The organism is Streptomyces sp. Q6 (assembly GCF_036967205.1).
Taxonomy (GTDB): Bacteria; Actinomycetota; Actinomycetes; order Streptomycetales; family Streptomycetaceae; genus Streptomyces; species Streptomyces citrinus.
On sequence record NZ_CP146022.1, the window covers coordinates 3,249,173 to 3,273,481 of the forward strand.

Annotated in this window: 24 protein-coding genes; 7 read left to right on the forward strand and 17 right to left on the reverse strand. The window is 69.7% G+C overall.

Annotated features, from left to right (window positions below; all coding sequences use genetic code 11):
• Positions 1 to 49 precede the first annotated feature (49 nt).
• The 8 genes from V2W30_RS15055 to V2W30_RS15090 form a co-directional block, all read right to left on the reverse strand.
• Positions 50 to 1,555 (reverse strand): alkaline phosphatase family protein, encoded by a 1,506-nt coding sequence (locus tag V2W30_RS15055; RefSeq protein WP_338696909.1) that lies wholly within the window; start codon positions 1,553 to 1,555, stop codon positions 50 to 52.
• A gap of 133 nt (positions 1,556 to 1,688) precedes the next feature.
• Positions 1,689 to 2,750 (reverse strand): 2-aminoethylphosphonate ABC transporter substrate-binding protein, encoded by a 1,062-nt coding sequence (locus V2W30_RS15060; protein WP_338696911.1) that lies wholly within the window; start codon positions 2,748 to 2,750, stop codon positions 1,689 to 1,691.
• Between the two features lie 33 nt (positions 2,751 to 2,783).
• Positions 2,784 to 3,581: an ABC transporter permease gene (locus V2W30_RS15065; RefSeq protein ID WP_338696913.1), complete on the reverse strand. Its 798-nt coding sequence runs from the start codon at positions 3,579 to 3,581 to the stop codon at positions 2,784 to 2,786.
• A 128-nt stretch (positions 3,582 to 3,709) separates the two neighbouring features.
• Complete coding sequence (locus V2W30_RS15070; protein ID WP_338696915.1) at positions 3,710 to 4,582, reverse strand: 2-aminoethylphosphonate ABC transporter permease subunit; 873 nt, start codon at positions 4,580 to 4,582, stop codon at positions 3,710 to 3,712.
• Positions 4,575 to 5,654, reverse strand: coding sequence for an ABC transporter ATP-binding protein (locus V2W30_RS15075; protein WP_338696917.1), 1,080 nt, complete (start codon positions 5,652 to 5,654; stop codon positions 4,575 to 4,577). The genes V2W30_RS15070 and V2W30_RS15075 overlap by 8 nt, the downstream gene beginning before the upstream one ends.
• Before the next feature lie 204 nt (positions 5,655 to 5,858).
• Positions 5,859 to 6,626, reverse strand: a complete 768-nt coding sequence (locus tag V2W30_RS15080; protein WP_338696919.1) for a GntR family transcriptional regulator — start codon at positions 6,624 to 6,626, stop codon at positions 5,859 to 5,861.
• A gap of 81 nt (positions 6,627 to 6,707) precedes the next feature.
• Positions 6,708 to 7,508, reverse strand: a complete 801-nt coding sequence (locus V2W30_RS15085; protein ID WP_338696921.1) for a hypothetical protein — start codon at positions 7,506 to 7,508, stop codon at positions 6,708 to 6,710.
• 167 nt (positions 7,509 to 7,675) lie between these two features.
• Positions 7,676 to 8,830, reverse strand: a complete 1,155-nt coding sequence (locus V2W30_RS15090; protein ID WP_338696923.1) for an ROK family transcriptional regulator — start codon at positions 8,828 to 8,830, stop codon at positions 7,676 to 7,678.
• A 74-nt stretch (positions 8,831 to 8,904) separates the two neighbouring features.
• Between V2W30_RS15090 and V2W30_RS15095 the strand changes: the two genes are divergently transcribed.
• Together V2W30_RS15095 and V2W30_RS15100 are read left to right on the forward strand one after the other, a co-directional pair.
• On the forward strand, positions 8,905 to 10,005 hold the full coding sequence (locus V2W30_RS15095; RefSeq protein ID WP_338703618.1) for a Gfo/Idh/MocA family oxidoreductase: 1,101 nt from the start codon (positions 8,905 to 8,907) through the stop codon (positions 10,003 to 10,005).
• Positions 10,002 to 10,487 carry a heme-degrading domain-containing protein gene (locus tag V2W30_RS15100; protein WP_338696925.1) on the forward strand — a complete coding sequence of 162 codons (486 nt, stop codon included), beginning with the start codon at positions 10,002 to 10,004 and terminating at the stop codon, positions 10,485 to 10,487. Before V2W30_RS15095 ends, V2W30_RS15100 begins: the two co-directional genes overlap by 4 nt.
• A gap of 225 nt (positions 10,488 to 10,712) precedes the next feature.
• Here the strand turns inward: V2W30_RS15100 and V2W30_RS15105 are convergent, their stop codons facing one another.
• The 6 genes from V2W30_RS15105 to V2W30_RS15130 all read right to left on the reverse strand — a co-directional run bounded on the left by V2W30_RS15105 (position 10,713) and on the right by V2W30_RS15130 (position 15,986).
• Positions 10,713 to 11,570 carry a fumarylacetoacetate hydrolase family protein gene (locus V2W30_RS15105; protein ID WP_338696926.1) on the reverse strand — a complete coding sequence of 286 codons (858 nt, stop codon included), beginning with the start codon at positions 11,568 to 11,570 and terminating at the stop codon, positions 10,713 to 10,715.
• 157 nt (positions 11,571 to 11,727) lie between these two features.
• Positions 11,728 to 12,498 (reverse strand): YidC/Oxa1 family membrane protein insertase, encoded by a 771-nt coding sequence (locus V2W30_RS15110; RefSeq protein ID WP_338696928.1) that lies wholly within the window; start codon positions 12,496 to 12,498, stop codon positions 11,728 to 11,730.
• Positions 12,499 to 12,618: 120 nt separating this feature from the next.
• Positions 12,619 to 12,942, reverse strand: a complete 324-nt coding sequence (locus V2W30_RS15115; protein WP_338696929.1) for a DUF6412 domain-containing protein — start codon at positions 12,940 to 12,942, stop codon at positions 12,619 to 12,621.
• Between the two features lie 411 nt (positions 12,943 to 13,353).
• A complete protein-coding gene (locus tag V2W30_RS15120) occupies positions 13,354 to 14,886 on the reverse strand; it encodes a sodium:solute symporter family protein (RefSeq protein ID WP_338696931.1) in 1,533 nt (510 codons plus the stop codon).
• Positions 14,883 to 15,092, reverse strand: coding sequence for a DUF3311 domain-containing protein (locus tag V2W30_RS15125; RefSeq protein ID WP_338696933.1), 210 nt, complete (start codon positions 15,090 to 15,092; stop codon positions 14,883 to 14,885). Before V2W30_RS15125 ends, V2W30_RS15120 begins: the two co-directional genes overlap by 4 nt.
• A gap of 87 nt (positions 15,093 to 15,179) precedes the next feature.
• Entirely contained in the window at positions 15,180 to 15,986 is an 807-nt protein-coding gene (locus tag V2W30_RS15130) for a class E sortase (protein ID WP_338696935.1), read from the reverse strand.
• A gap of 186 nt (positions 15,987 to 16,172) precedes the next feature.
• On the opposite strand from V2W30_RS15130, the gene V2W30_RS15135 reads away from it, so the two are divergent.
• From V2W30_RS15135 to V2W30_RS15145, 3 genes are all read left to right on the forward strand, one after another.
• A complete protein-coding gene (locus tag V2W30_RS15135) occupies positions 16,173 to 17,207 on the forward strand; it encodes an SEC-C domain-containing protein (RefSeq protein ID WP_338696937.1) in 1,035 nt (344 codons plus the stop codon).
• A gap of 101 nt (positions 17,208 to 17,308) precedes the next feature.
• On the forward strand, positions 17,309 to 17,902 hold the full coding sequence (locus tag V2W30_RS15140) for a Uma2 family endonuclease (protein WP_338696939.1): 594 nt from the start codon (positions 17,309 to 17,311) through the stop codon (positions 17,900 to 17,902).
• Positions 17,899 to 18,105, forward strand: a complete 207-nt coding sequence (locus tag V2W30_RS15145) for a helix-turn-helix transcriptional regulator (protein WP_338696941.1) — start codon at positions 17,899 to 17,901, stop codon at positions 18,103 to 18,105. The genes V2W30_RS15140 and V2W30_RS15145 overlap by 4 nt, the downstream gene beginning before the upstream one ends.
• Positions 18,106 to 18,207: 102 nt before the next feature.
• Here V2W30_RS15145 and V2W30_RS15150 read toward each other — a convergent pair whose 3' ends face one another.
• The 3 genes from V2W30_RS15150 to V2W30_RS15160 all read right to left on the reverse strand — a co-directional run bounded on the left by V2W30_RS15150 (position 18,208) and on the right by V2W30_RS15160 (position 22,627).
• Positions 18,208 to 18,570 carry a hypothetical protein gene (locus tag V2W30_RS15150; RefSeq protein ID WP_338696943.1) on the reverse strand — a complete coding sequence of 121 codons (363 nt, stop codon included), beginning with the start codon at positions 18,568 to 18,570 and terminating at the stop codon, positions 18,208 to 18,210.
• A gap of 155 nt (positions 18,571 to 18,725) precedes the next feature.
• Positions 18,726 to 21,842 (reverse strand): DUF3427 domain-containing protein, encoded by a 3,117-nt coding sequence (locus tag V2W30_RS15155; RefSeq protein WP_338696945.1) that lies wholly within the window; start codon positions 21,840 to 21,842, stop codon positions 18,726 to 18,728.
• 146 nt (positions 21,843 to 21,988) lie between these two features.
• Positions 21,989 to 22,627: an ATP-binding protein gene (locus V2W30_RS15160; protein ID WP_338696947.1), complete on the reverse strand. Its 639-nt coding sequence runs from the start codon at positions 22,625 to 22,627 to the stop codon at positions 21,989 to 21,991.
• A gap of 191 nt (positions 22,628 to 22,818) precedes the next feature.
• Between V2W30_RS15160 and V2W30_RS15165 the strand changes: the two genes are divergently transcribed.
• Together V2W30_RS15165 and V2W30_RS15170 are read left to right on the forward strand one after the other, a co-directional pair.
• A complete protein-coding gene (locus V2W30_RS15165; protein ID WP_338696949.1) occupies positions 22,819 to 23,667 on the forward strand; it encodes a helix-turn-helix transcriptional regulator in 849 nt (282 codons plus the stop codon).
• A complete protein-coding gene (locus tag V2W30_RS15170; protein ID WP_338696951.1) occupies positions 23,664 to 23,891 on the forward strand; it encodes a DUF397 domain-containing protein in 228 nt (75 codons plus the stop codon). Before V2W30_RS15165 ends, V2W30_RS15170 begins: the two co-directional genes overlap by 4 nt.
• Positions 23,892 to 24,309 lie beyond the last annotated feature (418 nt).

Below are 24,309 nucleotides of genomic sequence, written 5' to 3' on the forward strand. Positions count from 1 at the left end.
GTGCTGTCTGGGGCGCCGGGACGACACTGTGCCGACGCCCACAGCCTAATCAGGAACCGCTGATCTTGACCCCGTCGATCGTCCAGAACCAGTTGTTGCCGCCGGTGTACCGGAAACGGACCTTCGCCCTGGTCACACCGCTCGGCACGGCGAGCGTGACGGTCTCCGTGCGGGACGGGACGTCGGAGGTGTACGTCTTCACGGAGACCGGGGTGCCGCCGTCGTAGGAGACGAGGACCTCGCCCTTCTGCGGGGACTCCTGGCGGTAGAAGGTCGTGTAGGTGAGGGTGGCCGGGCGGCCGCCGGTGACCGGGAAGTCGGGGCTGACCAGGGTCGAGTCGTACGTGGCCGAGACCGCCTTGTCGGACCATTCGTCGCCGTCGGCGACCGCGAAGACGTTCCGGGCGCGGACGTTGCACTCGCGCTGCTGGTCGCGCTCGGCCCGCGTCCAGAACTCGTCCGTGGTGAAGGTCCAGCCGCGCCACTCGGTGACGCCGCCGGTGCCCATCGCGGAGTTGTCGACGCTCCAGCCGGTGGGCGGGGTGTGCGTGAAGCCGATGACGCCCGCGCCGATGCCGGTCTCGTCGACGGGTCCGGTGAGCTTGGCGCGCAGGCCGTCGAAGTCGTCGGGGGTGGGCTGCTGGATCGGGCGGCCGTCCAGGGCCCAGGCCGGGTCAATGGCGACGCCGAGGTGGGCGAGGGCGGTGGCGGCGACGTCGGGCATCTTCACGTCGTACCGGGTCGAGCCCGCGTTGACGGTCCCGCCGACGGCGATCATGAAGGTCTGCCGTTCGGGCCAGGTGGAGCCGCCGTGGCCGCCCGCGTCGGTGTGCCCGTGGTCGGCGGTGATCAGGATCAGCCAGTCCTCGTTCCCGTACGTGGCACGGGAGGTGAGGGCGTCGACCATGGCGCCGACCTGGGTGTCCACGCCGTGGATCGCGTCGAGGTACTGCCGGCTCGCGGCGCCGTAGGAATGCCCGGCGTGGTCGACGTTGTCGAGCTGGACGAAGACCGCGTCCGGGTCGGCGGACTTCAGCCGCGTGACGGCCCGGCTGGTGGTGCCGGTGTCGTACTCGGCGCTCGGGGTGGAGACGCGGGTGTCGACCTTCGAGGAGAAGACCATGTCCGTGATCGGGGCCCAGGAGGAGACGGCGTAGGTGGACAGGGACGGCTTCGCGGTCTCGATCCGGGTGAGGAAGTCGGGGTACTGGGCGAACTGGTGGCCGGTGAAGTTGTTGTCCTTCACGTTGTGCTTGTCGGGCCAGACGCCGGTGATGAGCGTGGACCAGCCGGGTCCCGACATGGTGGGCGCCATCGGGTCGGCGTAGATCGAGCTGGGGGCGGTCAGGCCGGCCGCCATGAGGGCCTTGAGGCGGGGGGCGTCGGCGTCCCGGACTCTGCTGAGCAGCGTGCCGTCGAGGCCGATGACCAGGACCTTGGGGGTGCGGGCCGCAGCGGACGCGGCGCCGGGGGCGGCCACCGCGGCGAGTGCGGCGGTGGCGGAGCCGATGAGGATCGAGCGGCGGGAGATGCCGGGCGTGGTCGTACGCGACATGCGGTCCTCCGGAGATGTGGGGGCACGGGCGTGGTCCAACGCCCCTGATTCCACAGGAGTGTTGGACCAGACCCGTTATCTTTTGGTGACGCGGGCGCGAATGCCCATGGACATTCGTCACCGCGGGATGGACTCAGCTGCCGGTGGCCGACTTCCAGTCCTCCACGTACGCCTGGAGGTTCTTGTCGATGTCGTCCCAGTCCGGCTCGAAGATCTCCACGCCGTCCATGATCTTGGCGAGCGCGATGGCGTTCTCGTCGGTGGCCTTGACGTCGGTGCGCGCGGCGAAGCCGCCGCCGACCGAGCTGACGTCCCGCTGCTGCTTCGTGGCGAGCATGAAGTCGAGGAGCTTCTTGCCGTTCGCGGTGTGCGGGGCGTTCTTGACGAGTCCGGCGGCGTACGGCAGCGCGAACGAGGTGGGCTTGCCGCCGGCCTTCTTCGGGAACCACAGGCCGAGGTGGGGCATGGTCTTGGCCTGCGCGAAGTTCATCTGGACGTCGCCGTTGGCGACGAGGAGCTCGCCCTTGTCGACCTTGGGGGCGAGCTTGCCGGTGGAGGCGGACGGGCCGACGTTGTTGGCCTGGAGCTTCTTCAGGTAGTCCATGGCGGCCTGCTTGCCGCCGAAGTCGTGCATGGCCTTGACGACCACGGCGGTGCCGTCGCCCGCGACGCCGGGCGTGGAGTACTGGAGCTTGTCCTTGTACGACCCGTCGAGGAGTTCCTCCCAGGTCTGCGGGGGCGTCTTCAGCTCCTTCTTGTTGTAGACGAAGCCGAAGTAGTTGTTGACGACGGAGGTCCAGGTGCCGTCGGCGGCCTTGTCGGCGCCGTCGACCCGGTCGGAGCCTTCGGGGGCGTACTTCGCCAACAGGCCCTTCCCGTCGGCCTGTTGGATGAAGGGCGGCAGGGTGACGAGCACGTCGGCCTGCGTGTTGGACTTCTCACGGACGGCGCGCTGCACCATCTCGCCGGAGCCGCCCTCCACGTACTCGACCTTGATGCCGGTCTGCGCGGTGAAGTCCTTGAAGACCTTGTCGTACCAGCCGTCGCCGTTCTCGCCCTTGAGGCCGTCGGCGCTGTAGACGGTGACGACCTTCGCGTCGGAGGCGGCCGAGCTGCCGCCGCAGGCGGTCAGGGAGGCGGCGAGGGCGAGGCTGCCCGCGGTGGCGGCGACCGCGGTGAGGATGTTTCTGCGCATGGCGAGGTGAACTCCTAGCGGGATCAGGGGGTTTCAGCGGTACGAGGCCTTGGTGCGGATCCGTGAGACGGCGAGCAGGACGAGCAGCGTGGCCGCCATCAGGACCACCGCGATCGCGGAGCCGGTGAACAGCGAGCCGCGGTCGGTGGTCGCGTAGATCTGCACCGGCAGCGGCATCCAGTCCGGCGGGTAGAGCATCATCGTGGCGCTCAACTCGCCCATGGACAGGGCGAAGCAGAGTCCGGCCGCGGCGTTCAGGGACGGCAGCAGGAGCGGCAGCTTCACCTTCCACAGGACGTACGCGGGCCGGGCGCCGAGGGACGCGGCGGCCTGTTCGTACGCCGGGTCGAGGCGCACGACGGCGGCGGCGACGGACTGGTAGGCGAACGCGGTGACGAGGATGGTGTGCGCGACGATGACGATCCAGCGGGTGCCGTTGAGCAGCATCGGCGGCTTGCTGAAGGCGACGAGCACGGCGAGTCCGACGACGACCGAGGGCACGGCGACCGGCAGCACGAACAGGGCGTCCATGAACCGGCGTCCGGTCTTCTTCAGGGACGCGGCGGCGAGCGCGGCCCAGCCGCCGACGACGAGTGCGAGCACGCTCGCCGTGACGGCGGTGACGAGGCTGGTGGCGAGCGCGGTGAGCGAGTCCCCGCTGGTGGCGGCCTGGTAGTGGCCGCCGGTGAATCCGGAGGGGAAGGCGCCGGACCAGTTCGTGGCGAAGGAGGCGGCGACGATGACGAGGAGGGGCAGGGCGAAGAGAGGGAGGAAGAGGAGGAAGAAGAGGGCCCAGGTGGCCCACGTGCCTGGCCGGCTATGAACGAGCATCGGTGAGAACCCCCTCCAGGGGCGCGGGACGGTATCGATCGGCGGCTCCGCCGCGGGGCGCGGCCGGCCGCGACGGCGCGACGGTCGGCGACGGGCACACGGCGGTGGCACGCACACCCCTCGCTGCGTCACGCGCCGACACGTCGGCTCACCACCCGGTAGATCCCGTAGAGGCCGACGGAGATCAGCACGTTGACCACGGCGACGACACACGCCCCCGGGTAGTCCGACTCCAGGATCGCCTTGCCGTACACGAGCATCGGGAGCGTCGTGACGCCCTTCGCCCCGGTGAACAGCACGATCCCGAACTCGTTCAGGCACATGACGAGCACCAGCGCGCCGCCGGCGGCCAGCGCGGGCAGCGACTCGGGCAGGATCACCTGCCGCACGATCCGCGCGGGCCGCGCTCCGAGCGACGACGCGACTTCGAGTTGCGCGGTGTCGACCTGGGAGAACGCGGCGAGCAGCGGCCGCATCACGAACGGGGTGAAGTACGTGATCTCGGCGAGCAGCACCCCCCAGGGCGTCGTCAGGAACCGGAACGGCCCGGTGGCGGCGCCCGTGACGTCCGTCCACAGGCCGTTGGCCATGCCGACCTGCCCGTAGACGAAGAGCAGCGCGAGCGTGATCAGGAAGGACGGGAAGGAGAGGAACACGTCGATGAACTTGGCGACGGCCTTCCCGCCGGGGAACGGCACGAACGCGATGACCAGCGCGAGCGCGAACCCGAGGACCAGGCAGCCGACGGTCGATCCGACCGCGAGCCATACGGTCGTCCCGAGCGCCTCACGGAAGGCGGACGACGCGAAGACGTCGGCGTACGGCTTCAGGGACGTGCCGCCGGTGTCGGGCCGCAGGGACTGCTGGACGACGAGGAAGAGGGGGTAGAGGAAGACGACCGCGAGGGCGGCGACGGGCGGCACGGCCCACACCCAACTCCCGACCGGCTTACGGGACTTCGCGGCGACCTCGACGGGCGTCGCGACGGCGGCGCTAGCCATCCTCGGACACCCCCGCCGCGAGCAGCACCGCGTCCTGCGGTGCGAAGTGCAGGGTGACCCGCTCCCCCGGCGCGGGCGGGTCCCGCAGTTCGCGCAGGTCCGCCTTGACCTGATGCCCGTCCACGTCGACGTGGAGCCGGTGGGTCGAGCCGCGCCACTGCACCTCGGCGACCTCGCCCGTCAGGGAGTTGGGCCCGTCACCGAGTCCGACGAGGTGCGGGCGCACGCACAGGGTCGCGGTGGCGCCGGCCGCGGCCTCGTGGGGCGTGTCGACCTTCAACTCGGCCTTCCCGAAGGTGACATGGCCCGCGCCGACCGTCACGGGAAGGAGGTTGGCGTTGCCGACGAAGGAGGCGGTGAACTCGGTGCGCGGGCGCCGGTACAGGTTCTGCGGCGTCCCCACGTCCTGGAGGCGGGCGCGGTCCATGACGGCGATCCGGTCGGCCAGGGTGAGCGCCTCGACCTGGTCGTGGGTGACGTACAGGATGGAGACGTCGGGCAACTCGCGGTGCAGGCGCGCCAGTTCGGCGAGCATGCCGGAGCGCAGCTGGGCGTCGAGGGCCGACAGCGGTTCGTCGAGGAGGAGGACGCCCGGCCGGATGGCGAGGGCGCGCGCGATGGCGACGCGCTGCTGCTGGCCGCCGGAGAGTTCGCGCGGATGGCGCCGGGCGTAGGCGGCCATGCCGGTCAGCTCCAGGGCCTCGGCGACGCGGCCGGGGATCTCGCTCTTCGGCACCTTCTGGGCCTTCATCCCGAAGGCGACGTTGTCCGCGACCCGCATGTGCGGGAACAGCGCGTACTGCTGCACGACCATGCCGAGGCCGCGCCGGTGCGGCGGCAGGTCGGTGACGTCGCGCTCGCCGATGAACACCCGCCCGGACGTGGGCCTCACGAACCCGGCGACCGCGCGCAGGGCGGTGGTCTTGCCGGATCCCGACGGGCCGAGGAGCGCCATCACCTCGCCCGGTTCGACGGTCAGGTCGAGGGATTCGAGAGCGACGGTGGCGCCGCTCCCGCCGCCGTACGCGACGGAGACCCGGTCGAACCGGATGCCACTGATCCGTTCCGCCATCAGCCTTCAACTCCCCTGCATATCCGTTCTCTCACGGCGACCACGCTCCTCGGGACGGGTGTCCCGCGCCGGTCCGGTCGGCAACGGGACGGTGAACGGGCACCCAAGGTTGGCCTAGACCCGTTACGTTCCCGTTATCAACATGAGTCGACAGAACGCCACTGACGCATCGGCAGGGCGCGACCGACCCACAGAAAAGGGGCGTTACCTGCCGTCGCCGCCCAAACGCGTGGTGAACGAGAACCGGTCCCCGCGGTAAAGCGTCCGCACCCGCTCGGTGGCCCGCCCGCCGGTGTCGTACGAGACGCGGTGGATCAGCAGCATGGGCAGCGCGGGCGGCGTCCCGACGAGCAGCGCCTCACGCGGCGTCGCGAGCACCGTCTCGATGCGCTCGTCGGCCGAGCCGAAGTCGATGCCGAGGCGTTCATGGACGTACGAGTAGAAGGACGAGTCGGGGTCGAAGTCGGTGTCGAGGCGAGGCATCCGGGCGACGGCCACGTACGTGGACTCCAGGCCGACCCGCTCGTCGTCGGCGAGCAGGACGCGTTCCATGTGCCACACGGGTTCGCCGCGCTCCAGGCCGATCTCGGCGGCGAGCGCGGCCGGGCACGGGAAGCGTTCGAGGCCGATGAGGGTGCGCCCCGGGCGGCGCCCCTGCCGCCGGACGCCCTCGGTGTACGAGGCCAGGGACAGCGGCTGCTCCAGCTTGGGGCCCGCGACGACGGTGCCCCGGCCCTGGCGCCGCAGCCGGCCTTCGAGGAGCAGTTCGCGCAGCGCCTGCCGGACGGTCTCGCGCGACACGGCGTACCGCAGGGCGAGATCCCGCTCGGTCGGCAGCGTCTCGCCCTCTCCCAACTCGCCTATGAGCAGGTCGAGTCGGGCCTTCACCGCGTAGTACTTCGGGATGCGGCCGTGCTCGGGGATGCCGCCGCGCACCGGGGAGCCGGGGGCCTGGTCGTTCGGGTAGTCCACGCAGGGATGTTCGCAGATCACGGTGAACGGCCCGCCCGGCCGTGCGCGCGGACGGACCGCGTCCGCGCGAGACGGCCGGTGTCAGCGCCTCGGCACGCGAAGGCGCCGGGACCCCACCACGAGCGCCGCGCCGCCGAGGAGGAGGGCACCGGAGGCGACCCCGAGACCGCGCAGGGACCGCGGCCCCGTCCTGGCGAGCTCGCCGCCGAGGGACGACCCCGTGTCGTCGGTGCCACCGCTGTCACCACCGTCGTCGCCGCTGTCGTCGCCGTCCGGGTGGATGGCGAACGGATAGGCGTCGGACTCCCCCACCCAGTCCCCGTCGTCGTCCTCGCGCTGCACGAGCGCGGCACTGGCGACGACGTGGTTGGGCGCGGTGCCGGAGGTGAACGCGAGCCGGACCTTCCCGGTGACCGTCTCGCCGGGACCGACCGAGAACCCGGCGAAGCCGTCGTCGAAGACGCCCACGCTCTCGTCCGCGCCGGTCTTCTCGAACGGCACGGACCGCCACGCGTCCCCGTCGAGGAACTCGAGCCGGACCTGGTCCGGCTTCAACTCCCGCTCCTCGTCCACGAGGACGAGCACCGGGTGGATGCCGCCGCAGCTCGCGTCGGTGGTGTTGGTGAGGTCGAGCGACCAATTCCGGTACCCGCCGCCGGGATGGTAGACGGCGGGGCCACGGTGGATCGCGGTCTCGATGGGGAACTCACCGCTGTCCGGAGCGATGCGGCAGGCGGGCTCGCGGGCCTCGGCCGCAGGGAGGGACGAGGCCGGGGCGTGGACGGCGGAGGCGAGCGTCAGGGCGCTGGCGGAGATGCCGAGGACGATCGGGCGGCGCAGTCGCATGAAGAGCCTTTGCTGGTCGCGGTGTTCAACGACCATCGCCGGACTCACGGGCCCCGATGGCCATGGCCCAGGAATCTGTCACGCGCGCGCGACCCGGCTGAGACGCCACGGCCCCGTACGGCCCAATGGCCGTCAAAGAACCCCCGATCAGCTCATATTCACGTACCTTTGATTACTTTTCGAATGTTCGCGATCGGTTTCGACTACTTCCGGTGGGCCGGAACGGCCGTGTTCCCGCGGCCGAACAGCGGGGCGAGAATCAGCTGCGCGGCCCCTTCCACGACGAGCGTGACGCCCCCGGGCGCGGCCCGCACCGGTATCGCGGACCCGCCGCCCTCGCGCCGCGCACGGGCGTCGAGGACGCCGCCCACGCCTCGTACGAACCGCTCCTCGGCGGCGGAGACCGTGCGGCCGCCGAGCAGGACGGCGTCGATGTCGAGCAGGCTGACCAGGTTGCCCGCGCCCTCCCCGAGCACGCGCGCGGCCTCGTCCATACCGGCGTCCGTGCCGTCCGCGACGGCGGCGAGACAGAGCGCCTCGATGCAGCCGCGGTTTCCGCAGCCGCACGCGGGACCGTCCAACTGGATGACCTGGTGGCCGAATTCGCCCGCCCCGGTCCGCGCCCCGCGATAGACCGCGCCGCCGAGGACGAGTCCGGCACCGAGGCCGGTGCCCAGGTGGAGGTAGGCGAAGGAGCGGTGGCCGTCGCCGGTGGCGGCGTCGAGGGCGAGGCCGAGCGCCGCCGCGTTCGTGTCCTTGTCGACGACCACGGGCATCCCGAGCCGCTCGGCGAGCGCGTCGCGCAGCGGGAAGCCGTCCCACTGCGGGAAGCCGGTGACACGGTGCAGCACGCCGTCGGCGTGGTCGAGCGGTCCGGGGACGGCGACGCCCGCCCCGAGCACGGAGCCGACGCTCCCGCACGCGCCGAACAGGGCGTCGACCGCGCAGGCCACCGCGGCGAGCACGACCTCCGCGCCCGCGCCGAGGTCGAGCGGCGCGCGGCGCTCGGCGACGACCGCGCCGGACAGGTCCGTCAGGACGGCGCGCAGCTCGTCCCGGTCGAGGTGCAGGCCGACGGCGTGCCCGGCGCCGGCGACCAGGCGCAGCACGGTGCGCGGCTTGCCGCCGGTGGAGGCGCGCCGCCCGGCCTCGACGGCGAGGCCCTCGGCGCGCAGCCGCGCCGTGATCTTGCTGACGGCCTGCGGGGTCAGGCCCGTGCGCTCGGCGAGTTCCAGGCGGCTGATCCCGGCCTCTCCCGCGGTGCGCAGCAGGTCCAGAACGAGCGCGGCGTTGTGCCCGCGCAGGGCGGAGAGATTGACACCCGCGGTGGACCGTACGTGCGTGACATGCGTATTCACCGTCCCATTGTCTCCCGAGCTTGCACTTTGGCAACACCGTTGCTTAAGTGGAAGGCATGGAACGCATGACTGACATGACGGGTACGAGCGGTACGAGCGGTACGGGTGGCCCCCTCCGCGTGGGTCTGATCGGCTACGGCCTGGCCGGCTCCGTCTTCCACGCGCCGCTGATCGCCGCGACCGAGGGCCTCGTCCTCGACACGGTCGTCACGTCGAACCCGGAGCGGCAGGCCCAGGCCCGCGCCGAGCACGGCGACGACCTGCGCTGCGTGGACTCCCCGGACGAACTCTGGGAGCGCGCCGACGACCTCGACCTGATCGTCATCGCGTCCCCGAACAAGACGCACGTACCGCTCGCGACGGCCGCGCTCAAGGCGGGCCTGCCGGTCGTCGTCGACAAGCCGGTGGCGGGCACCGCGGCGGAGGCGCGCGAGCTCGCGTCGCTGGCCGACGAGCGCGGCCTGCTGCTCTCCGTGTTCCAGAACCGCCGCTGGGACAACGACTTCCTGACCCTGCGCAAGCTCATGGCGGACGGCGAACTGGGCGAGATCCAGCGCTTCGAGTCGCGGTTCGAGCGCTGGCGCCCGCAGCTCAAGGGCGGCTGGCGCGAGTCCGGGAACCCGGAGGAGATCGGCGGCCTCCTGTACGACCTCGGCAGCCACGTCGTCGACCAGGCGCTGGTCCTCTTCGGCCCCGCGGTCACCGTCTACGCCGAGTCGGACGTGCGCCGGGCCGGCGCCGCCGCGGACGACGACACGTTCATCGCGATCACCCACGCGAGCGGCGTCCGCTCGCACCTGTACGTCTCCGCCACCACGGCCCAGCTCGGCCCGCGCTTTCGCGTACTGGGCTCGCAGGCCGGTTACGTGAAGTACGGCCTCGACCCGCAGGAGGCGGCACTGCGCGACGGCAAGCGCCCGGCGCCGGGTCAGCCGTGGGGTGTCGAGAGCGACTCGATGTGGGGCCGCGTCGGCTCCGGCGAGTCCCCGCTGACCGGCGGCGGCCGCCCGGTGCCGACCGTCGACGGCGACTACCCCGCGTACTACGCCGCCGTCGCCGCGGCCCTGCGCGACGGCGCCCCGAACCCGGTGCCCGCCACGCAGGCGGCCGCCGCGCTCGACGTCCTGGAAGCGGCCCGCCGCTCGGCCGACCAGAAGGTGACGGTGACCCTGTGACCGCGGCCTCCCCGAACCCCGCGACGGCTCCCGACATCGCGACGCTGGAGGAGCAGGAGCGCCGCCTGGTCCTCGACTCGTTCACGTACGACGACGCGTGGCGGCTCGGCACGCTCCTGGTCGACCTGGCCCGCGAGCGCCGCGCTCCGGTGGCGATCGACATCACCCGCGGCGGCCAGCAGCTGTTCCACGCGGCGCTGCCGGGTTCGACCCCGGACAACGACGCGTGGATCGCCCGCAAGCGCCGCGTCGTGGAGCGCTACCAGTCCTCGTCGTACCTGGTCGGCAGCCGCTTCCGCGCCAAGGGCACGACGTTCGAGGACTCCTCCCGCCTGGACCCGGACGTGTACGCGGCCCACGGCGGCGCGTTTCCCCTCTCCGTGCGCGGGGCGGGAGTCGTCGGCGTCGTGGTCGTCTCGGGCCTGCCGCAGGTGGAGGACCACGCGTTGGTGGTGGAGGCGCTGGAGACGTTCACCAAGTAGCGCCGCTCAGGGGCCTCCGGCGAACGAGGAGCGGGGCTGCCTGGGCCTCCGGTGACAGGAGCGGGGGGGGGCCGGGGTTTCCGGCGATCGCGGAGTAGGAGTAGGGGCCCAGGGCCTCCGGCGATCGAGGAGCGGGGCCCAGGGCCTCCCACGATCGAGGAGCGGGACCCAGGGGGGGGCACCCCGCAACCCCGCGCCCCCACCCCCCCCCCTCAAGCGGAGCGCCTACGCGTCCTTCAGCTCCTGCCGCTGCCGGCCGAGCCCCTCGATCTCCAGCTCCACGACATCCCCGGAGCGCAGATACGGCTTCGGCTCGGGGCGGCCCATCGCGACCCCGGCCGGCGTCCCCGTGTTGATGACGTCACCGGGGTACAGGGTCATGAACTGGCTGACGTAGCGCACCACCTCGGCCACGGAGAAGATCTGGTCGGCGGTGCTGCCGTCCTGCTTGAGCTCGCCGTTGACCCAGAGCTTGAGCCCGAGGGCCTGCGGGTCGGGGACCTCGTCCGCGGTGACGAGCCACGGGCCGAGCGGGTTGAACGTCTCGCAGTTCTTGCCCTTGTCCCACGTGCCGCCGCGCTCGATCTGGAACTCGCGCTCGGAGACGTCGTGCGCGACCGCGTACCCGGCGACATGCGTGAGCGCCGCCTCCGCCGACTCGACATAGCGGGCCGTACGTCCGATGACCACGGCCAGCTCCACCTCCCAGTCGGTCTTGGTCGAGCGGCGCGGCACGAGCACCGTGTCGTGCGGGCCGACCACCGTGTCCGCCGCCTTGAAGAAGACGACGGGCTCGGCGGGCGGCTCGGCGCCCGTCTCCTTCGCGTGGTCGTGGTAGTTCAGGCCGATGCATACGACCTTGCCGATACGGGCCACCGGCGGACCCACCCGCAGCCCTTCGAAGTCAAGGGCGGGCAGGTCCGCGGAGGCGGCGGCGGCACGGATGCGGTCGAGGGCCGCCTCGTCCGCGAGCAGCGCCCCGTCGATGTCCGCGACCAGGCCCGACAGGTCGCGCAGGGTCCCCTCGGCGTCGAGGAGCGCGGGGCGCTCCGCTCCGGCGGGACCGACTCGCAGCAGCTTCATGGGGTAACTCCCTCTGTTTTAGGAGGAGCCTCCATGGCCCGGTGCGGCCGACAGCCATCGGAGGTCTGGTCGATCCTCCAAGTTCGGCGTCCAGTCCGCAATACCCCGTTCACGGACTGGACCCGACCCGTCTCCCGGACAGGCCCGCGGCCGGGCCCTAGACGGGGAGCGCCGCCGCGGCGCCGTACGGCATGTCCCGGTACAGGAACGCCCGCTCGATCGCGCTCCAGGTCGTCGACGTGACGACGTACAGCGCGGCCGCGAGCGGCACCACGGCGACCGTGAACAGCGTCATGAACGACATCAACGGCATGATCTTCGTCATCGCCCCCATGCCCGGCACCTGCGGCTGACCGGCGTCGGGCGTCGGCGCGGCGGCCGCGGACAGCGCCATCTGCCGCTTCGTACGCCGGAAGTTGAAGGTCGCCACGGCCGCGACGAGCACGAACAGCGCCACGTAGACCAGCCCCTGCGCCCCGAACAGCCCGCCGTGCGCGAGCGCGTCGCGGAAGTGCGACCCCAGCGGGGCCGCGCCGAGCGTGTGGCCGAGCAGGGCGTTGGGCTCTCCACCGAGGCTGTTGTTGGAGAACAGGTGGTAGAGCAGGAAGAACGCCGGCATCTGGAACAGCATCGGCAGGCAGCCGGAGAGCGGGGAGACCTTCTCCTCGCGGTGCAGCTCCATGATCGCCTTCTGCAACGCCTCGGGGTTCTTCTTGTGCTTCTTGCGCAGCTCGGCGATACGCGGCTGAAGCTTGAGACGGTCCCGCTGACCCCGCGCCCCGGCCCGCGACAGCGGGTGGACGAGGAGCCGTACGAACGCGGTGAACAGGATGATGGCCGCGGCCGTGGCCGAGGTGTGGAACAGCGGCTGGAGCAGGTCGGCCAGATGCTCGACCAAGCTCGCGAAGACGGACATGAACGACGACATGGGTGAGCCCTCCGGGGGTCTCGTCGTACCGGAACGTGCCGGAATCGGATGCGAGACCGGCAGGGGATTCGGCGTGACGGCCCAAGACGCCCGCGCCCGCGTACGGGAGGGCGAGCGGGGCTAGGCCGCCAGGACGAGACGTCCGGGCGCTCGGGGCCTGGTACGCCCCGCGGCGTCGGGATCGCGCTGCGGCAGGAAGGCGGTGCGGTGCTCTCGGTCGCGGATCGCGGTGCGCACTCTGGTGGGTGGCACGGCGGGCGCGGACCGCGCGGCGAGCAGCGAGCAGACGGCGAGGGCGGAACCCGCGGCGGCGGTCGCGGCGAGGGCGACGGCCCCGGCGAGGCTGCCGGTGTCGACGAGCGCCGAGATCACCGTCTCGACGAGGAGGAACAGCAGCAGGGCGGCCGGACGCAGGGTCGTGGACCAGGCGTTGGTACGCGGCATGGGTTCCTCCTCTCGCTGTCTCAATGCCTCGATGCCTCGATGCCTCGATGCCTCGATGGCTCGCTGACTCGCTGGCTCGACCCGAGCTTCGACTCGACGTGAGCCCTTCGAAGCACAGATCGGTATAGCCGATCGGTATACACGAACGTTCCTGCCAGTTATACAGGCTCGGTCGCGACCGGCTGAAGCGGCCGACGGGGTGCGAGGGACGCCCGGCCGACCGGACCGGCGGGATCCGGGCCGAGCCCGTGGCCCGCCGGCACCTCGGCTTCCTGCGGCGGCGCAAGGGCCCGGCGGGCCGCCCGCTCCCCGCGCGACCGAGCAGGCGCCCGCGTCCGACGTGCTGGAACTCACGCGCCGCCCCAAGACCGCCCGGCGTCACCTGTCGCCCTCCGCCCTCCGCCTCCGCCCTCACCCCGCGGCAACGGCGTCCGTCGTCTCCTTCGGATCACTGATCGGGTCGCGGGCGAGCACCTCGCCGTCCGGCCGTTCGTCGCGATCGGCGGGACACACGTACGTGACCACGAGCGTGACCGCGAGATTGGCGGCGAGGGCGACGATCCCGGCGTTCATCCCCCACACCGGATCGTGCTCGCTGAACACGAGCCCGCACACGACCCCCACCCCGACGAGGAGTCCGCTCAGCGCGCCCACCAGACTCAGCCGCCGCCACACCAGCCCCACCAGCAGCATCGGGACGAGCTGCGCCATCCCCTCGTAGGAGATGAGGGAGAGCCGGACGAGGGTGTTGGGCGCGACGTACGTGAGCACGAGCGCGAGCGCGCCTGCGACGACGACCACGATCTGCGATCCGGTCTTCTGCACGCTCCTGCGCGCATCCGGGGCGTCCCGCCACCGCGGCACGAGCGGGAACACGCTGCTGCCCCACATCGTCCCGATGACCAGCATGAACACCGCCATCGGCACGATCGACGAGAGGGCCGCCGCGACCCCGATGATCCCGACCGCCCAGGCCGGCAGCGAGTCGACGACGAGCTTGAGGAGCGCGAGGTTCGACTCGGCTCCGGTCAGCCCGGGGACGACGAACAGCGCGGCCATGCCGAGCAGCATCGGCACGAAGAGCAGGATGTTGTACGCGGGCAGCCACATGGCGTTGCGCCGCAGCCCGTCCGCGCTGCGCGCGCCCAGGTACCCGGCGACGGTGGTCGGGAAGATGACGACGGTGAGGGCGTTGAGGAACGTCGTCGTCGCGAACCATCCCTGCCCGTACGGCGACCCGCCGCTCCCGGGCAGCGTCAGCCAGGCGCTCTTCTCCTCGATGAGCCGGCCGAGGAAGTCCCCGTACCCGTCGAAATAGTGCACGGGGACGTAGAGGGCGAGGAAGGCGAGCGTGACGATGACCAGCAGGTCCTTCAGGACGGACACCCACGCGCTGCCGCGCAGCCCGCTCACCACCACGAACCCGGTGGTGACCGCGAAGCCGATGAAATAGGCCCAGTCGAGGCTGATCGCGCCGTACGAGATCGTCGAGACGACCACGCCCATGCCCGTGATCTGCAACTGGATGTACGGCAGCAGGAACACCGTCACGAGCACGGCGACGGCGGCGCCGACCCACGGCTTCCCGTACCGGTGGGCGACCATGTCGGTGATGGAGACGAGCCCGTGCCGGCGCGCGTACGCCCACAGCATCGGCCCGACCACGTAGCCGACGGCGTAGCCGCACGACATGTAGGCGACGACGTACAGCACGGGGGCGCCGAAGTTGTAGCCCCAGCCGGCGGCCCCGAGGTACGAGAAGCTGGTGTACCCCTCGCCGGCCATCAGCACCCAGATGAACACGGCCCCGAGCGACCGCCCGCCCACGGACCACTCGGCGAGCCCGCCGCCGCTGCCCTTCCCGCGTACGGCGAGCAGCCCGAGGGCGACGGTGACCACCATGAAGACACCGAAGAGGGTGGTGGCGACGGCTCCGTCACTCATGCCGACCGCCCCGCGCGCAGCTTGCGGTCCCCACGCCAGGTCAGCCATACGGCGACGGGCGTGAGCAGCGTCGAGGCGAGCAGCCACGCGAAGAGGAACGGCAGCCCGAGCACGACGGGCTCGACCCGGTTCACGAACGGGAGCGCGCCGACGTACAGCACGAAGGGCACGAGGAGCCAGAGCAGATGGGGCCGTCGTTTGATCACGGACGACGACTGTATCGGGCGACGTGACGCCCGCCGGGGTGGCTGTCCGCCGCTTTCGACATGGCCGTCGGGGCGGGCCCCGGGCGGCTATCGGGGTGTCATCCGGCTGAGCGTGCCCCACACCACGAGCCGGTACCGGGAGGTGAACTCGGGGGTGCAGGTGGTGAGCGTGATGTAGTACCCCGGCTCGCTGTACCCGGCGGACGGCACGACGCGGCTGCGCGGCACGGGGTTGATGACGCCCCCGTCGCGGGCGGAGGTCTGGGCGAGGCTCTTGTCGACGACGTACTGGTAGGTGGCGTTCCTCGTCTCGACGGTGAGGGTGTCGCCGCGCCGCAGCCGGTTGATGTAGCGGAACGGTTCGCCGTGGGTGTTGCGGTGCCCGGCGAGCGCGAAGTTCCCGGCGCGGCCCGGCTGCGCGGTGCCCGGGTAGTGCCCGACGTAGCCGTGGTTGAGGACGTTCGGCTTGCTGACACCCTGCGCGACGGGGACGCGCAGGCCGAGGCGCGGGATGGAGAGGACGGCGTAGGCCTGGTCCCAGCGGGGGCGCTCGGCCGCCTGCCCCGTACCGGTGCTCGTACGGCCGCCGCCGCGGGCGGCGGAGGAGCCGGCCGGGGCGGGGGTGCGTTCGGGGCTGCCGGACGCGTCCGGGACCGGCACCTGTGACGGCGCCCGCGCCTCCCCGGACGGCTGCCGCCGCGCGCCCCACTCGCGCTCCAGGGCCTCCACCTGTCGACCGGCCCCGGCCTTCGCCTGCCGGTTGGTCCACCACAGCTGGTGCAGGACGAGCAGGAGGAGGACGAGGCCGAGGGTGACGGCGACCTCGGCGCCGTTCCAGACGAGGCGGCGGGCGAGAGGGCCGCGGGCGGGCGGGGCGGGACGGCCCTGAGCCACGACGCGGGGTCGCCCCCGCCCGTCCCGGGCCTCGCGGCCTTCGCGGCCCTCGCGGCCCTCTCCGTCCTCGTACGCTGCGGCACGCGCGCAAGATAGATCGCGCGGCTTCAATTCACCAGGCCCGCGCAGGCCCCGGCCCGAACCGCCCCGGTCCGTCTCCCGCCATCCGGCGCTACGGTGTCCCTCATGCGCCCCGACACGCCTGCCACGCCTGCCGAGAACGAGTCCGCCGACCACGTCGCGGAAGCCGAGCGCCTGGAGCGCACGGCGGCGATGTACCCCGAGGACGCCGAACAACTGCTCCTCCAGGCCGCGGCCCACTACGAACTCGCCGACGCCCGCGACCGCGCGACGGCCCACTACGACTCCCTGCTCGCGTCGCCGGACGTCCACGACCCGGCCCTGATCCGCGCCCTGAAGGCGTCGAACCTGTGGGAGTACGGCCACGAGGCCGAGGCCCGCGCGATCATCACGGGCCTGCGGGCGACGGCCCCGCGCGACCCGGCGCCGTGGGTGATCGCGGCGGAGTCCCTGGAGTCCCACGACGAGCTGGACCAGGCCCACGAGACGTTCACCGAGGCGCTGGAACTCCTGGTCCCGCAGACGGAACGCGAGTCGGGCACCGTCCCCTACGCCAAGCACCCCCTCCTCCTGGGCCGCCACCGCGTCCGCCGCCTCCTGGGCGCGCCGCACGACGAGTGGGACGCCCTGGCGGACGGCGCCAACCGCACCACGGTCGCCCTGGACGAACTCCACGACCCGAAACGCCTCTGGTCCCTGGGCTCGGAGAACCCCGCGGAACTGAAGGCCGAGATCACGCGCCTGCGCGCCGAGTTGGGCTCATACCGCGAGGCGCTCTCCCGCCCCTTCCCGGTGGCGGTCCTGCACTGGCCGTCGACGGAGTACGCGGAACTCCTCGCGGCGTACCCGACCCTCTCCTCCGAATACCCCTCCTACGAGGCCCACTTGGCGTCGATAGAGGGTTCCCTGCGCGAGCTGTCGGCCTCCGGCACGGGCAACCTCGGCATCGTCACGGGCACGGTCCCGTCCTACGAGGCGTTCGCGGCCTCGGAGGCCTCCTCCCCGGCCGAGGCGTCGCTGCTGCCGCAGTACGCGACGACACTGGCGGCCCGAGGCCGGGCGGCGGCTTGGCCGCCGGAGGCGGGGGCGGCTTGCTGGTGCGGGTCGGGGGCAGCTTATGGGGAGTGCCACGGGGTGTAGGCGTGGGGGCAGCTCGGGCCCTTCCCCCACGGGGCTCTGGGCTGTCACCTCACCGCGACAGCCCAGCCGTATATGAGGATTTCCTCATATACGGTGCCGATATGAGCGAGGAGACGCTGTACCGCCGCCTCCGCGCATTCCGCGACACCTTCCGCGAGGGGTTCGGGAGCGAGTCGGAGGAAGTGCGCTGGCCCGAGATCAGCCAGGGCCAGATCCTCATGATGATGAGCTCCAAGGCGCGCCATCAGCGTGTGGCGCATCGCCTACGCACCGCGCTGGAACCGCAGCTTGCGGCGGGCCTCGCGCTCTACGTCGAGACGGACCTGGAAGACCCCGGCCTGGGCATCCTTCGCGTACCGGACCTTGCCGTCGTCAACGCCGACTTCGAGCCCACGGCAGCCGACGCCATGCCGCCGCACGACTGCCACTGCATCATCGAGGTCGTCTCGCGCTCCAACCCGGCGAACGACTACGAAGGGAAGCTCCGCGACTACCCCGCGATGGGCATCCCGCACTATCTGATCGTCGACCCCCGAGACGGCACGGCCGTCCACTACTGGGCCCCCACCACCCGCACCGGAGCCCCGACCTACGACAACCAGCAGCACTACACCTTCGGCGACACCGTCACGGTGGGGGATTGGAAGATCGACACGTCTGGCCTGCCGCGCTACGACGACGAGGCGCCCCAGTGATCGACACCGCCACCCTCGTCCGACGCTGGCGCCGCGAGCGCGGCCTCTCCCAGTCCCGACTGGCCGAACTGATCGGCACCGGCCAGGCCGCGATCTCCCGCATCGAGAACGGCAAGGACGTGCCTACGCTGCCGCTGCTCGCCCGGATCGCGGAGGCGCTGGGGTGCACGGTTCGTGTGTCGTTCGAGAGTGTCGGGGGTTGAGCGGCACGGATCCTGAACTCAGGGCGGCCCGCTGAGCACATGAGGACAGCTCGGAGCCTTCCCCTCGGGGCTCCGAGCTGTCGCATCACCGGGTTCGTCGGCTCAGCACCGGCGCAGAAGCTTCACGCCGACGGAGGTGACGTGCTTGACCGGCCCGGTCCAGAAGTCGGTGGCGCTCCCCGTCTTGTACGACTTCCGCGCCGTCGTCCCGCCCTTCTGCGGCATGGTGAACGTGACCTTGACGTAGCACCCGTCATCACTGTCCCGGTCCACGAGCCGCCCCGAGATGTACGTGAAACTCCCCTCCCAGCACCGGGTGTACGTCACCTTGCCCCAGGTCTCCGACTTGACGACGGCCCGGCTGCAGGTCGCGGCGGAGGCCGGAGCCGCGGCGAGGGAGGTCAGCCCAGTCGCGACCAGGGCTGCGGTTCCGGTCAGGGCGGCCAGTCGATGCCCGGTGTTCATGATGCGTGTCCCCGCTTCCCCGTGGTTCCTGAACTGATCGGTTCCTAGAGCAGGTTGAAACAAACAGGGCTGGGGCGCACCTGGATAGTTACAGGTTGACGCGCCCCCGCCGGAGAACACATCCAGCTCACAGCCAGTGGCACAGCCCCGGGCGATCACCCGGATAGCTGGGACCAGCGGCGATAAAGGTCCACTGGAAGCGTGTGCTCTAGGTCCAAGGTGAGCCGCATCGGGCGGTCGTTCACGTGGCTCACGTACGTGGCTGGCCCCACGTAGACATACGAGGGTGCTCCAAGCAGGCCATCAGCCTTCTTCGTCTCGCGAACGAACAGGTGCAGGCTGCTGCCACGCCTCTTATGGTCGATGTAGCGCCTGCCGATCTCGGACTCCTCCGAGATGCGCCCCTGGGTCTCCCACTGAAACCGCCTCGGGCTGATCACGCGGTCCTCGTACCGGGTTGTCTCAGAGAAGTGCTTCTCAGATTTGACCAGGTCGACGAAGAACACGTCAGCCTGCTCCTCGGGGAACCAAGTCACCCCCGTCGGCTGCCCCTTGTATTCACCGCCGAACGCCGCTTCCGCCTCTGCCCTGGTGTAGTGGGCATGAACGTGTAGCGGGTTTGCTCCCTCAGGATGGAGCGGACGAGTAACACGCTGAAGGCGTTCACGAAGCTCAGGAACAAGCTGCTGAAGTTCTGCCCTACGGCGGTGCTCCACCAGCATCTTCTCCAGTGCGGACTCGGCGGGGCTGGCGAGCAGGGCATCTCCCCACAAGACACAGTTCGCCATCGCGGCAAGCCGTTGCAGACGGCCTGCGGGCCAATCGCGAACACCCGGATGGAGCCCAGTCGAACTCGTCGCCTCTACTAGAAGGCTGAGGTAGGCGAGACGTTCGGGGTCATCTATGTGCAGGGAGCGCCGGAGGGCCTTGGCAAGTTTGAGGTCCCCAGGCCCCGGCGGAGGCACGTGCATGCCAGCCTCCTCACGGAGCTCACTCCACGTACCTTGTTCGCGTCGATACACATCCTCGACCTCGACACCCGTGCTGTTGAGGAACTCGCCCAGCGGCACGTCACCAAGCCGCTTCAGGTCATCAACAGACTGCTTCCAGCGCGGCCTCAGCGTGCGCTGAAGGCTCTCAAGCACGTACTTGCGCGCCACACGGTCCAGTTGGACAGCGCAACCACTGGGGAGCGTGGGGAATTCTTCCTGAACCTCTCGTACCACCTGGCCATGGTTAGCTCCCGTCAGGGCACGCATGGCCGGTTCAAAGCGGAAGTCCGCGTGCTGGGCCCCGATGAAGTCCAGAACGGTCAAGCTGGTCTTATTCTCTGCATGCCGCAAACCGCGACCGAGCTGCTGGAGAAAGACCGTGGCGCTCTCCGTGGGACGTAGAAGTAGAAGTGTGTCGACGCAGGGAATATCTACGCCTTCGTTGAAAAGGTCCACAGTGAACAGCACCTTGATGCGTCCCTGCTTGAGCTCCGACACTGCTTCCTCGCGCTCCCGTGGACTTGACTCGCTAGTCAGAGCACGAGAGGGCAGATCCGCCTTGGTGAACTTCTCAGCCATGTAGCGGGCATGGGCCACAGATACACAGAAACCAAGGCCGTGCATCGCGCGTGGGTCAAGAACCTTTTTGCGGATCTCTTTCAAAATGATGCGCACCCGGGCGTCGTCGCCGGTGTACAACTGCTCAAGCTCACGTGTCTGGTAACCAGCACGACGACTGAAGCGCAGGGTCCTAAGATCGGTCTCGTCGTTGATGCCGAAGTAATGGAAGGGCACCAGCAGCCCGCGCTCGATGGCTTCCCACAAACGGAGATCGACTGAGGTGCGCCCTTCGAACCACTGCGTGATGTCGTATTCATCCGTGCGCTCCGGAGTGGCAGTGAGGCCGAGCAACTCCTTCGGGCCGATGTGAGTGAGGAGCTCCCCATAGGTGCGAGCACCCGCATGGTGAAACTCGTCGACGATAACCATGTCGAAATGTTCAGGATGTAGCCGCTCATAGCCAGAACTAGTGAGTGACTGGATCGAAGCAAAGACGTACCGCCAATCGCGAGGACGCTCGCTCCCCACGTACAGCTCACCAAAGGTCCCGTCCTTCAGAACGTGCCGAAAGACAGCCATGCTCTGCTTGAGAATTGAATCTCGATGCGCCACGAACAGCAGGCTGTCGACCTTCCCTGCTTGGCGCAGCGCCCGATAGTCAAGGGCAGAGACCACAGTCTTTCCGGTGCCAGTCGCCATGACGACGAGATTGCGATGGTGATCGTGAAGCTCCCGCTGTGCCTGAAGCTCATCCAGGACCTCCCGCTGGTGTGGGTGAGGTTGGATATCGAACGGAGCCAGTTCAATGGGGAGTTGAGCCGGACCACTACGTTCAGTGCTCAGAGCATCGGCAAGTCGCTGACAGTCTCGGTCACTACTTGGGTCGTACGGCTCGAAGGCCGGATCCTGCCAGTACTCCTCAAACGTGTCCGCGATCGACGTGACGAGCGTCGGGGACTCTAGCTGAGAGAGGCGAACGTTCCACTCCAACCCATCGACAAGCGCGGCCTTCGACATGTTGGACGAACCCACGTAGGCGGTCGAAGTGCCGCTCTCGCGATGGAAGTGCCACGCCTTGGCGTGCAGCCGCGTCGCTTGGGTCTCATACGAGATCCGCACTTCAGCGCCGAGCTTGGCCAGGGCATCTACAGCGCGCTGGTCCGTCGCCCCCATGTATGTGGTCGTGATGACGCGCAGGCGCTTGCCACGGCGACGGACATCGCCGAGTTGCCCCAACAAGAGTCTCAAGCCGGACCACTTGATGAAGGCGCAGATCAGGTCAACGCTGTCGGCTGATTCCAGCTCCCTTCGCAGCGCGTGCCCAACGCTCTCCCGCGAGCGATTGGCGAAGAGTGCGCTAGTCGCCAGCGGGACATGCGGACGTTCAGGAAAGACCCTCTGGCCAGGCAAGGGCGATCTCTCGGCTACGGCCAGAAGCAGATCCTTTGTCTGAGCAACCGCAGCCTCATCTCCGGCCTGCACCGACGAGAGAAGCCCCAACTCCTCGACGATCCGGTTCACCACCGCGACCTGCTTCGCCAGCCGCTGAGTTGGTCCGTCAGCACCCCTCTGCTTAGCGTGCGCCCGCAGTGTCCGGCGGACTAGATCCCCGACATAGCGACCCAGAATCTCAGGAGCGTCGTCCGGATCCAGAGGTTCGCGGTGCACCCGGCCCTCAGCCGCTGCCTCGACCACGCTTTGGTCGAGTTCGTTGGTCACGATGTGCTCGTAGAGGCCAGGGGCTAGTCGTCTAGGCATGAGTGCACTGTAGAGGCAGGTGCTGACAAACCCCTCGGCAAATGACGCAGGGAGGGACCGCCTGGACTGCCGCCGCTCAACGCCATTGCCAGGGGCGGCGGATCACGTCATCGCCGACCCACTTGGCGATCAAAACGCGTCTCTGCGCTCTCCAGAAGTTCATCCGCGTCGTGCCCGTGAGCGCGAGCCCAACAGAGCAGATCCGCAATCAAGGCGACTGCCTCCGCCTTATCCACACCTCTGTCGATAGACGTGTCGGTTGCGCGAGCCACACCGTACAGCTGGAGTACCCCTTCTGCTCGGTCGACTGCCGCGTTACGAACATGCCCTCCGGGGGCGTTGATCCCGGTGGCCAACTCGCACCATGTCACCTTGCGATCGCCCTTGATCAGTGCGCCCCATCGCACCGCCACCGCGTCAAGGAGTCTCACACCCCGCCCACCCTCGTCGTCGTCCGCAGCGTGCAGAAGCGTGGGAAGGGCGCGTAGATCCGGGTCCTGGACCTCGATGCGGAGGAAGGAGCCGTTCATCAGCAGGCTCAGCTCGGTGGGGGTGCCGATGCCGACGTGTGTGATGACGTTGGAGACCATCTCCGTCACGCACAGTTGGGCGGAGTCGATGAGGTCGTGCAAGCCCCAGTGCATGAGGTGCAGGCGCACGATGCGACGCAGGCCGGCCAGTTCCTCGGGCTCGGCGATGAAGGCCAGCTCCCACGGCTTTCGGTGTACGCAGTTCTGCTGGAGCACAGGCTCACCCTCTCCGTTGAGGTGCAACAACTCCCGCTTCGAGGCCGCGAGTTCGACGCCGGCTTGCAACCCAGCGTGACCGCATCCGATCCCTTCTTGCAATTTGCAGAACGGGATTCCCACTATCGAGTGATTGGCAGGCACACCCCTTGGCCCGGAGACTGAGGCCCGCTAGCGAGGAGGGTGTCGAGATGGCTGGATCACCGACAGCGCGACGGCGTCGGCTGTCGATCGAGCTGAAGAAGCTCCGCGAGGCGAGTGGCATGACCTGCGCCCAGGTCGGCGCTGCCGCGGACTGGAGCGGCTCCAAAGTGAACCGGATGGAGACCGGCCATGGACGCGTACAGCCATCCGACGTGGACGTGCTGTGTCGGCTCTACGCGACCAGCGACGAGATGCGCGAGTTCCTCAAGTCGCTTGCCAGGCAAGCGAAGACGAAGGGCTGGTGGCAGGTCCACGGGTCTGGGGTGCCTGAGTGGTTCAACATCTACATCGGCCTGGAGCAGGAGTCGTCCTCCTTCCGGCAGTACCAGTGCGAGGTCGTACCCGGCCTCATGCAGACGCCCGCCTACATCACGGAACTTCACGTGGCGGGGTCGCACATGAAGCCCGAGGACTCGGAGCGAGCGATCCGCGTACGTCTGGAGCGGCAGGAGATGCTGACGCGCGCGGACGCGCCAGACACCTGGTTCGTCGTGAGTGAGAGTGCCCTGCGGAACGTCATCGGCGATGAGGCCGTCATGCGCGACCAACTCGAACACCTACTGGATGTCTGCCAGTTGAGTTCCGTCACCCTTCAAGTGCTCCCCTTCGACGCCGGGACGCGGCCGATGACTGGGGCGTTCACGATTCTCGGCTTCCCTGACCAGGAGGACCCCGATGTCGTCTATCGAGACGGCATCACCGATGCGGTCTACCTCGAAGGGGACCATCATATCCGTGAGTACACGCGCGCGTTCGACGGGTTGAGGGCGGCCGCCCTGAGTCCCCAACGCTCCCTTCAAGTGATCAAGAACCTCGTCAAGGAGTACGCCCGATGACCACGAACTACGAGAAGACCGCGGATGGTTCGGGGATCGCTGAGCAGCTCTCGTGGTTCAAGTCGTCGCACAGCAACGGCGCCGGGGGCGAATGCGTGGAGTGCGCCACCGCCGCCGACGAGCGGGTGTTCGTACGGGACTCCAAGCGCACAGGCGGAGACATCGTCACCGTGAGCGCGGCGGCCTGGGTCGACTTCTTGAGCTCCATCACATCCGCCGGGTGAGTCGGCCGCTGGGCTTCAGGTCCGGCGCCCCGCGCCGGTGGGGCGGTGGCCGTGGTTCGAAGTCGGGTGCGGGGCGGTGGGTTTTTCTTGGATTGCGTGGCTGGTGCCGGTGGGTGGTTGCTGATGCCTCCCTCCGTATCGGGCCTGGGTGACGGTGTGTTGGGGCTGGCGTTCGGTGGCTGAGGATTCGTTGGGGAAAAGGTGGGGCCCGACGAGGGAAGCCGCTTACAGGAGCTGGCCGCCGCAGGGCGTGGTGGGGCCGGTGCGGGTTGTTCTGTGGTGGGTGGCTCCAACGTCGGCTAGGAGAGGTCGAGTTGGAGGCCGTGGCCACGGATTGCCACAACGAGCCCGCCTGTGTCACTCTCCGTCGCAGCGGCATCTACGTCGCGTAACAAGTTCAGACATAGGCGACCCCCGC

What these genes read in the sequence shown, in the direction of transcription:
- V2W30_RS15105 (WP_338696926.1), bottom strand. Translation starts at nt 11,570, where the DNA reads ATGAAGCTGCTGCGAGTCGGTCCCGCCGGAGCGGAGCGCCCCGCGCTC.
- V2W30_RS15085 (WP_338696921.1), bottom strand. Translation starts at nt 7,508, where the DNA reads ATGGTCGTTGAACACCGCGACCAGCAAAGGCTCTTCATGCGACTGCGC.
- V2W30_RS15120 (WP_338696931.1), bottom strand. Translation starts at nt 14,886, where the DNA reads ATGAGTGACGGAGCCGTCGCCACCACCCTCTTCGGTGTCTTCATGGTG.
- V2W30_RS15060 (WP_338696911.1), bottom strand. Translation starts at nt 2,750, where the DNA reads ATGCGCAGAAACATCCTCACCGCGGTCGCCGCCACCGCGGGCAGCCTC.
- V2W30_RS15150 (WP_338696943.1), bottom strand. Translation starts at nt 18,570, where the DNA reads ATGAACACCGGGCATCGACTGGCCGCCCTGACCGGAACCGCAGCCCTG.
- V2W30_RS15140 (WP_338696939.1), top strand. Translation starts at nt 17,309, where the DNA reads ATGAGCGAGGAGACGCTGTACCGCCGCCTCCGCGCATTCCGCGACACC.
- V2W30_RS15075 (WP_338696917.1), bottom strand. Translation starts at nt 5,654, where the DNA reads ATGGCGGAACGGATCAGTGGCATCCGGTTCGACCGGGTCTCCGTCGCG.
- V2W30_RS15095 (WP_338703618.1), top strand. Translation starts at nt 8,905, where the DNA reads ATGACGGGTACGAGCGGTACGAGCGGTACGGGTGGCCCCCTCCGCGTG.
- V2W30_RS15170 (WP_338696951.1), top strand. Translation starts at nt 23,664, where the DNA reads ATGACCACGAACTACGAGAAGACCGCGGATGGTTCGGGGATCGCTGAG.
- V2W30_RS15135 (WP_338696937.1), top strand. Translation starts at nt 16,173, where the DNA reads ATGCGCCCCGACACGCCTGCCACGCCTGCCGAGAACGAGTCCGCCGAC.
- V2W30_RS15055 (WP_338696909.1), bottom strand. Translation starts at nt 1,555, where the DNA reads ATGTCGCGTACGACCACGCCCGGCATCTCCCGCCGCTCGATCCTCATC.
- V2W30_RS15065 (WP_338696913.1), bottom strand. Translation starts at nt 3,581, where the DNA reads ATGCTCGTTCATAGCCGGCCAGGCACGTGGGCCACCTGGGCCCTCTTC.
- V2W30_RS15165 (WP_338696949.1), top strand. Translation starts at nt 22,819, where the DNA reads ATGGCTGGATCACCGACAGCGCGACGGCGTCGGCTGTCGATCGAGCTG.
- V2W30_RS15115 (WP_338696929.1), bottom strand. Translation starts at nt 12,942, where the DNA reads ATGCCGCGTACCAACGCCTGGTCCACGACCCTGCGTCCGGCCGCCCTG.
- V2W30_RS15070 (WP_338696915.1), bottom strand. Translation starts at nt 4,582, where the DNA reads ATGGCTAGCGCCGCCGTCGCGACGCCCGTCGAGGTCGCCGCGAAGTCC.
- V2W30_RS15110 (WP_338696928.1), bottom strand. Translation starts at nt 12,498, where the DNA reads ATGTCGTCGTTCATGTCCGTCTTCGCGAGCTTGGTCGAGCATCTGGCC.